The organism is Pseudomonas sp. KCJK9058 (genome assembly GCF_046230975.1).
GTDB lineage: Bacteria > Pseudomonadota > Gammaproteobacteria > Pseudomonadales > Pseudomonadaceae > Aquipseudomonas > Aquipseudomonas alloputida.
This window is the reverse complement of sequence record NZ_JBJJLR010000089.1, coordinates 1-7,685: the sequence shown is the minus strand read 5'-3', so window position 1 is coordinate 7,685 and position 7,685 is coordinate 1. Positions and strand designations below refer to the sequence as shown.

Sequence of the window (7,685 nt, the reverse complement as noted above, 5' to 3'; positions counted from 1 at the left end):
GACGTGTAATTGAGTGTCCAGGCCGGATCACCATTGGAGTCCTTGGGAGGTGCCCTCATGAGCCTGCTGCTCGAGCCTTACACCCTGCGTCAGCTGACCTTGCCCAACCGCATCGCCGTGTCACCAATGTGCCAGTATTCAGCCGTCGATGGCTTGGCCAACGACTGGCATCTCGTCCATTTAGGCAGCCGCGCCGTCGGTGGCGCCGGCCTGGTAATCACTGAAGCCGTGGCGGTGACCGCCGATGGCCGTATCACTGCCGAAGACCTGGGCCTGTGGGACGACGCCCAGATCCCGCCGTTGCAACGCATCACCCGCTTCATCAGTGCCCAGGGGGCCGTGCCTGGCATCCAGCTGGCCCACGCGGGGCGCAAAGCCAGTACCTACCGCCCGTGGCTTGGCAAACAAGGCAGCGTCAAACTGGAGGAGGGCGGCTGGCAGCCGGTGGGGCCGTCGAAGATCGCTTTCGATCCGCAGCACACTCCGCCACGCGAGTTGAGCCAGGACGAGATCCAGGAGGTGATCGCCGCCTTCGTCGCCTCGACCGAGCGCGCCTTGAAGGCTGGATTCAAGGTGGTGGAAATCCATGCTGCCCATGGCTACCTGCTGCACCAGTTTCTGTCACCGCTAAGCAACCAGCGCCGTGACCACTATGGCAGTTGCTTCGAAAACCGTATCCGTCTGACCCTGGAGGTGGTCGAGGCCGTGCGCAAGGCCTGGCCTGCCGAATTGCCGCTGTTCGTGCGGGTATCGGCTACCGATTGGGTGGAGGATGGCTGGAATCCGGATGAAACCGTCGAACTGGCACGCCGCCTGCGGAGTTTGGGCGTGGATCTGATCGATGTTTCTTCTGGTGGCACCTCGGTCAACGCCGAGATCCCCACCGGCCCCGGCTACCAGACCCGCTTTGCCGAGCGCGTGCGCAAGGAATCGGAAATCGCCACCGGCACCGTGGGCATGATCACCGAACCGGCCCAGGCCGAGCACATTCTGCGAACCGGCCAGGCCGATATCATCTTCCTCGCCCGCGAACTGTTGCGCGACCCGTACTGGCCTCTGCATGCCGACGACGACCTGGGCGGCAACAAGGCCACCTGGCCTGCGCAATACCAGCGTGCGACCAGCCGCGCCAACCCGATTCACGAGTCAGATTTGCGCGACTGACCCATGCCTTGCGCGGCCCTTGCAGGAGCGGCCGTGTTTCGCGAAAGGGCCGCAAAGCGGCCCTGGGTTCAGCTATAGGCAGCCTTGCTGAGAATATCGCTTACCCATTGGTTGATGCTTTTTTCAGCCAGCTCGGCCTTGGCCGCCACACTGGCGTGAAGGGTAGGCTCAAGGCGTAGGCTGAGTTTGCCGGAATACGTTTTCTGCGGTTCCCGCCCAAGGCGTTCGCAAGTCTCAAGATAATCGTCAACGGCTTCTTCAAATGCCTGGCGCAACTCACTGATCGATTCGCCATGAAAACCTATCACGTCGCGAATACCGGCGACATGGCCGATCAGCAACTGGTCTTCATCGCTGTATTCGATACGAGCGGCGTATCCGCGGTAAGTCATTACATTCATGGTAATACTCCTGCCTGCTCAATGAACTGGCGGGCGTCTCTTAGTTGATAGGGCTTGGCGTGCCTGTCCGGATGAGGGCGGTGGAAGGTTGCCACTGCTCCATTGAGTTCAAAGCGAACCCGTGATCCTCTTCCTTCTATGACCCTGGCACCCAGCGATACCAGCAGAGACTCCACCCGCGCCCACTCCAGTGTTCTGGGAACCGGCCTTTTAAGTAATGCTTCAAGTGTGGCTTGCTGATGATTATTCATGGTATCAGATTATGATACCAATCAAGAGAGCTCAATGAACGTACAGTAGGAGGGAGTAGATCACGGTTGAAGGAAAATTCTGAGACGTTGGCCGAGGGGCATTCAAGCCCCTCGGTCAACGCGAGCACTTAGTGCTTGATCATCACATGCCGCACACAGGTGTAGTCCTCCAGCCCATACATCGACATGTCCTTGCCATACCCCGAATGCTTCTGCCCGCCATGGGGCATTTCGCTGACCAGCATGAAGTGGGTGTTCACCCAGGTGCAGCCATACTGCAAGCGCGCCGCCAGGCGGTGGGCGCGGCCGGTGTCGCGGGTCCATACCGATGAAGCCAGGCCGTAGTTGGAGTCGTTGGCCCATTGCAGCGCCTGCGCTTCGTCTGTGAAGCGGGTGACCGAAACCACCGGGCCGAACACTTCGTTGCGCACGATCTCGTCGTCCTGCAGGGCGTCGGCCAGCACGGTAGGCTCGAAGAAAAAGCCATCGCCCGCTATCGGCTTGCCACCGGTTACCAGACGAATGTGCGGCTGGGCGATGGCCCGCTGCACCAACCCGGCGACCTTGTCGCGGTGCTGGGCACTGATCAGCGGCCCCAGTTCGGTTTCTTCAGACTCCTGCAAGCCCGGCTTGAGGCTGGCTACGGCTTTACCCAGGCGTTCGACGAAGCGCTCGTAGATCCCGTCCTGGACGTACAGGCGGCAGGCTGCGGTGCAGTCCTGGCCAGCGTTGTAGAAGCCGAAGGTGCGGATGCCGTCGATGGCGGCATCGATGTCTGCGTCATCGAACACCAGCACCGGCGCTTTGCCGCCCAATTCCATGTGCATGCGTTTCACGCTGTCGGCGGTGGCGCTGATGATGTGCGCGCCGGTGGGGATCGAGCCGGTCAGCGACACCATGCGCACCTTGGGATGGGTTATCAACGGGTTGCCGACCGTCTGGCCGCGGCCGAAGAGAATGTTCAGCACCCCCGGCGGTAGCAAGTCCTGGGCCAGCTCGCCCAGGCGCAGGGCCGTCAGTGGCGTCAGTTCGGATGGCTTTATCACCACGGTGTTGCCGGCAGCCAGGGCCGGGGCGATCTTCCAGGCCAGCATCATCAGCGGGTAGTTCCACGGCGCGATGGACGCCACCACGCCCAACGGGTCGCGGCGGATCATCGAGGTGTGGCCCGGCAGGTACTCGCCTGCCGCCGAGCCGCCCAGGCAGCGCGCAGCACCGGCAAAGTAACGGAACACGTCGGCAATCGCCGGGATCTCGTCATTCAGTGCAGCGCTCAGGGGCTTGCCGCAGTTCTGCGATTCCAGCCGGGCCAGTTCATCGCCATGGGCTTCGATGGCGTCGGCCAGCGCCAGCAAGGCCTGCGAACGTTCTTTAGGGCTGGTTTGCGACCAGCTGTCGAAGGCTTGGTCGGCAGCGCGCACGGCGCTGTCTACCTGTGCCTCGGTGGCTTCGTTGATCTGCGCCAGGGCAGTGCCCAGCGCCGGGTTGAGCACGGTCCAGGCCGGGCCTTGGCCAGCGATCAGCTGGCCATTGATCAGCATCTGCGTTTGCATCGGGGACTCCTCCAGGGTCATTTTCCACCGCCCGCGACGCTGTCTCCGCCACGGGTCAGGTAATAGGCGCCAAGAATCGGCAGCATGGTCACCAGCATCACCAGCATGGCGACAACGTTGGTCACGGGCACGTCGCGTGGGCGGCTGAGCTGGTTGAGCAGCCAGATCGGCAGGGTGCGCTCATGGCCGGCGGTGAACGTGGTGACGATGATTTCATCGAACGACAAGGCAAAGGCCAGCATGCCGCCCGCCAGCAGCGCCGAGCCGAGGTTGGGCAGGACGATGTAGCGGAAGGTCTGCCAACCGTCGGCACCAAGGTCCATCGAGGCTTCGATCAGGCTTTGCGAGGTACGCCGCAGGCGGGCGATCACGTTGTTGTAGACGATCACCACGCAGAACGTGGCGTGGCCGACTACGATGGTGAACACCCCGGGCTCTATCCCCAGCGTCTTGAACGCCGAGAGCAGGGCGATGCCGGTGATGATGCCTGGCAGGGCAATGGGCAGGATCAGCACCAGCGAAATGCTCTCCTTGCCGAAGAAGCTGCGCCGATAGAGCGCCGCCGAGGCCAGCGTACCGAGCACCAGTGCGATCAAAGTGGCCAGGCAAGCCACCTGCAGCGACAGCTTGATTGCCTCGAGCACATCGGGCCGGGCAAAGGCCACGTCGATCCACTTCAGGGTAAAGCCCTTGGGCGGAAAGCTGAACGCCGCGTCTTCGGTGTTGAAGGCGTACAGGAAGATGATCAGGATCGGGAAGTGCAGGAACAGCAACCCGCCCCAGGCCGCCAGGCGCAGCCCTGCCGACGCTTTTTCAGAGTGCATCGAAGGCCCCCAGACGCTTGACGATGGCCAGGTATACCGCGATCAGCACAATGGGCACCAAGGTGAACGCGGCGGCCATCGGCATGTTGCCGATCGCCCCTTGCTGGGCATAGACCATGCTGCCGATGAAGTAGCCGGGCGGCCCGACCAGCTGCGGCACGATGAAGTCGCCCAGGGTGAGCGAGAAGGTGAAGATCGAGCCGGCGGCGATGCCGGGGATCGACAGCGGCAGGATCACCTGCACGAAGGTTTGCCCCGGCCGTGCGCCCAGGTCGGCTGAAGCCTGCAGCAGCGACGGTGGCAAGCGCTCCAGCGAGGCCTGGATCGGCAGGATCATGAATGGCAGCCAGATGTACACGAACACCAGGAAGCGCCCCAGGTGCGAAGTCGACAGCGTGCTGCCGCCCACGCCCGGCACGGCCAGCACCGCCTGCAGCAGGCCGTCCAGGTGCAACTGCTGGACGAACCATTGGGCCACACCGCCCTTGGCCAATAGCAGGGTCCAGGCATAGGTCTTGACGATGTAGCTGGCCCACATCGGCATCATCACCGCGATGTAGAAAAACGCCTTGGTCTTGCCGCTGGTGTAACGCGCCATGTAATAGGCGATGGGGAAGGCCAGTACTGCGCTGGCCAGCGACACCGCCACCGCCATGCCCAGGGTGCGCAGGATGATGTCGAAGTTCGACGGGTTGAACAGTGCGGCGAAGTTGCCCAGGGTCAGGTCCGGGGTCACCGCCATGGTGAAGTCGTCGAAGGTATAGAAGCCCTGCCACAGCAGGTTCAGCAGCGAACCCAGGTAAATCGCGCCGAACCAGGTCAGCGGCGGGATCAACAGCAGTGCCAGGTACAGGTTGGGGCGCCGGTACAGCAGGTTGGACAGGGCGCGCAGTGTGCTCATCTCAGCGGCCCTCGGTTTCCTGCAGCACTGTCATGGCTTCGCGGGGCCAGTGCGCCTGCAGGCGTTGCCCCGGCTGCCAGGCCTGCACCTGCTTTTGCCAGCGGTCATTGGCCTGGCTTACTGCCAGCAGTTGACCGTTTTCCAGCTGCAGTTCGTAGCGTGTGGCGCTGCCTTGGTACTGGACATCACGCAGCACGCCGCTGACCTGTACCTCATGGCTGGTCACTACCGGGTCGCCCAGGCGAATGTGTTCGGGACGGATGGAGAAGGGCGCAGGGCTGCCGTTGAGCTGCATGGCCAGCTCGCCACGCACCACGTTGGACGTGCCAACGAATTCAGCGACGAAGGTTGTGCTGGGCTTCATGTACAGGTTGCGCGGGGTGTCGACCTGTTCGATACGGCCGCGGTTGAACACCGCGACCCGGTCGGACATCGACAGTGCTTCGGTCTGGTCGTGGGTGACGAAGATGAAGGTGATGCCCAGTTGGCGTTGCAGCTTTTTCAGCTCGCCTTGCATCTGCTCGCGCAATTTCAGGTCCAGCGCGCCCAGTGGCTCATCGAGCAGCAGCACCCGCGGGCGGTTGACCAACGCCCGGGCCAGGGCCACGCGCTGACGCTGGCCGCCAGACAGCTGTGCCGGCTTACGCGCGCCATAGCCGGCCAAGGCCACCATGGCCAGGGCTTCTTCGGCGCGGCTGTAGCGTTCGGCCTTGCCCACGCCTTTTACCTTCAGGCCATAGGCGATGTTGTCCAGCACGTTCATGTGCGGGAACAGCGCATAGTCCTGGAACACTGTGTTGACGTCACGTTGGTAGGGCGGCAGGCCAGCGGCCTCGACCCCTTGGATGCGGATCGAGCCGCTGGAGGGTTGCTCGAAGCCTGCGATCAGGCGCAGGCAGGTGGTTTTGCCCGAGCCGGAAGGGCCGAGCATGGAAAAGAACTCGCCATCGATGATGTCGATGCTGACCTGGTCGACGGCCTTGACCTCGCCGAAGGTGCGGGAAACCTGGGTGAACTGGACGGCTAGGGGCATGCGTGGACTCCAGGTATGAATATGTCTCCTGTGCCGGCCTCTTCGCGGGTAAGCCCGCTTCTACAGGTGGAGCGCCACCCTTGCAGGCGGTGAAGAACCTGTGGGCGCGGGCTTGCCCGCGAAAAGGCCGGTACAGGCATTCAGACAACCTCAGCGACCACCCATGATCGCAATGTAGTCCTGGGTCCAGCGGCTGTAAGGCACGAACTTGCCGCCTTGGGCCTGCGGTGTTTTCCAGAAGGCAATCTTGTCGAAGTTGTCGAAGCCGTTGGTCTTGCAGCCCTCGGCCCCCAGCAGCTCGCTGCCGGTGCACGCCGCCGGCACAGCCGGCAACGAGCCGAACCAGGCCGCCACATCGCCTTGCACCTTAGGTTGCAACGACCAGTCCATCCATTTGTAGGCGCAATTGGGGTGCTTGGCCTCGGCGTGCAGCATGGTGGTGTCGGCCCAGCCGGTCGCGCCCTCCTTGGGAATGGTCGAGGCCACTGGCTGGTTCTCGGCCTTGAGGCCATTGACCATGTAGCCCCAGGAGCTGGAGGCAACCACGCCTTCGTTTTTCACATCGCTCATCTGGACCGTGGCGTCATGCCAATAGCGGTGGATCAGCGGTTGTTGCTGGCGCAGCAATTCCAGCACGGCCTTGTATTGTGCCTCGTTCAGTTCGTACGGGTCCTTGATGCCCAGTTCGGGCCTGGCCGACTTCAGGTACAGCGCTGCATCGGCGATGTAGATCGGCCCGTCATAGGCTTGCACGCGGCCCTTGTTTGGCTTGCCGTCGGGCAGGTTCTGCGGCTCGAACACCACGCTCCAGCTGGTGGGTGCCTGCTTGAAGGTGTTGGTGTTGTACAGCAGCACGTTTGGCCCCCACTGGTACGGCGTGCCGTACACCTGCTTGTCGACCACATACCAGCCACCGTTCTGCAGGCGCGGGTCGATGGTTTTCCAGTTGGGGATCAAGGCGGTGTTGATCGGCTGTACGCGCTTGCCTGCAATCAGCCGCAGCGATGCATCGCCCGAGGCGGTGACCAGGTCATAGCCGCCCTTGGTCATCAGGCTGACCATCTCGTCCGAGGTGGCGGCCGTTTTCACGCTGACCTTGCAGCCGGTTTCCTTTTCGAAACCGGTCACCCAGTCGTAGGCCTTGTCGCTTTCACCGCGTTCGATGTAGCCGGGCCAGGCGACGATGTCCAGGCGCCCCTCGCCGGCCCCCAGGGCCTTGGGCGCTTCGGCGGCCTGCAGGCTGGCGCTGGCCAGCATGGCGCAGGTGGTGGCGCCGAGCAATGCGGTCTTGTGCACTGACATGGTGTTCCCTCTTCTTGGCGATCTTGTTCGGGCAGTCATGAGGCAAGCAGTGAAGCAATTGTTATAAGCGTAGTGCGTGAGTGCGAGGTATTGGCGATATCGAGTCTAGTTGGCTTTTTGCCAGCTAACGCAACATCCTGAAGCAAATCCCTGCATGGCGTGTGCTCGGCCAAGCCTTACTCTGGCGTTTGAATCTTCTTACGTGGAGACACGCGAATGAATACCCGGGGCTTGCTTGATCAACTCCTCAAATCCG

General features: G+C 62.5%; 8 protein-coding genes. 1 reads left to right on the top strand and 7 read right to left on the bottom strand.

From position 1 onward, the window contains the following. The first annotated feature begins 57 nt into the window (after positions 1–57). Positions 58–1,164: an NADH:flavin oxidoreductase/NADH oxidase gene (locus tag ACK59Z_RS25530; protein WP_108190463.1), complete on the top strand. Its 1,107-nt coding sequence runs from the start codon at positions 58–60 to the stop codon at positions 1,162–1,164. Between the two features lie 68 nt (positions 1,165–1,232). Here the strand turns inward: ACK59Z_RS25530 and ACK59Z_RS25525 are convergent, their stop codons facing one another. From ACK59Z_RS25525 to ydcS, 7 genes are all read right to left on the bottom strand, one after another. Then, entirely contained in the window at positions 1,233–1,565 is a 333-nt protein-coding gene (locus ACK59Z_RS25525; protein WP_003252175.1) for a type II toxin-antitoxin system HicB family antitoxin, read from the bottom strand. Next, on the bottom strand, positions 1,562–1,816 hold the full coding sequence (locus ACK59Z_RS25520) for a type II toxin-antitoxin system HicA family toxin (protein ID WP_076403670.1): 255 nt from the start codon (positions 1,814–1,816) through the stop codon (positions 1,562–1,564). The genes ACK59Z_RS25525 and ACK59Z_RS25520 overlap by 4 nt, the downstream gene beginning before the upstream one ends. A 128-nt stretch (positions 1,817–1,944) precedes the next feature. Then, positions 1,945–3,369 carry a gamma-aminobutyraldehyde dehydrogenase gene (locus ACK59Z_RS25515; RefSeq protein WP_108190462.1) on the bottom strand — a complete coding sequence of 475 codons (1,425 nt, stop codon included), beginning with the start codon at positions 3,367–3,369 and terminating at the stop codon, positions 1,945–1,947. A 17-nt stretch (positions 3,370–3,386) separates the two neighbouring features. Next, the gene (locus ACK59Z_RS25510) at positions 3,387–4,193 is read right to left on the bottom strand and encodes an ABC transporter permease (protein WP_003252179.1); all 807 of its coding nucleotides are present in this window, start codon (positions 4,191–4,193) and stop codon (positions 3,387–3,389) included. Beyond that, positions 4,183–5,094: an ABC transporter permease gene (locus ACK59Z_RS25505; RefSeq protein ID WP_003252181.1), complete on the bottom strand. Its 912-nt coding sequence runs from the start codon at positions 5,092–5,094 to the stop codon at positions 4,183–4,185. The genes ACK59Z_RS25510 and ACK59Z_RS25505 overlap by 11 nt, the downstream gene beginning before the upstream one ends. A gap of 1 nt (position 5,095) precedes the next feature. Continuing rightward, positions 5,096–6,127: an ABC transporter ATP-binding protein gene (locus tag ACK59Z_RS25500; protein ID WP_014860534.1), complete on the bottom strand. Its 1,032-nt coding sequence runs from the start codon at positions 6,125–6,127 to the stop codon at positions 5,096–5,098. 150 nt (positions 6,128–6,277) lie between these two features. Further along, positions 6,278–7,429 (bottom strand): putative ABC transporter substrate-binding protein YdcS, encoded by a 1,152-nt coding sequence (gene ydcS, locus ACK59Z_RS25495; RefSeq protein ID WP_003252185.1) that lies wholly within the window; start codon positions 7,427–7,429, stop codon positions 6,278–6,280. Positions 7,430–7,685: the final 256 nt, after the last annotated feature.

Excerpts from the sequence above, each read along its gene's own strand:
- ACK59Z_RS25530 (WP_108190463.1), top strand. The coding sequence starts at position 58 with ATGAGCCTGCTGCTCGAGCCTTACACCCTGCGTCAGCTGACCTTGCCC.
- ACK59Z_RS25525 (WP_003252175.1), bottom strand. The coding sequence starts at position 1,565 with ATGAATGTAATGACTTACCGCGGATACGCCGCTCGTATCGAATACAGC.
- ACK59Z_RS25520 (WP_076403670.1), bottom strand. The coding sequence starts at position 1,816 with ATGAATAATCATCAGCAAGCCACACTTGAAGCATTACTTAAAAGGCCG.
- ACK59Z_RS25515 (WP_108190462.1), bottom strand. The coding sequence starts at position 3,369 with ATGCAAACGCAGATGCTGATCAATGGCCAGCTGATCGCTGGCCAAGGC.
- ACK59Z_RS25510 (WP_003252179.1), bottom strand. The coding sequence starts at position 4,193 with ATGCACTCTGAAAAAGCGTCGGCAGGGCTGCGCCTGGCGGCCTGGGGC.
- ACK59Z_RS25505 (WP_003252181.1), bottom strand. The coding sequence starts at position 5,094 with ATGAGCACACTGCGCGCCCTGTCCAACCTGCTGTACCGGCGCCCCAAC.
- ACK59Z_RS25500 (WP_014860534.1), bottom strand. The coding sequence starts at position 6,127 with ATGCCCCTAGCCGTCCAGTTCACCCAGGTTTCCCGCACCTTCGGCGAG.
- ydcS (WP_003252185.1), bottom strand. The coding sequence starts at position 7,429 with ATGTCAGTGCACAAGACCGCATTGCTCGGCGCCACCACCTGCGCCATG.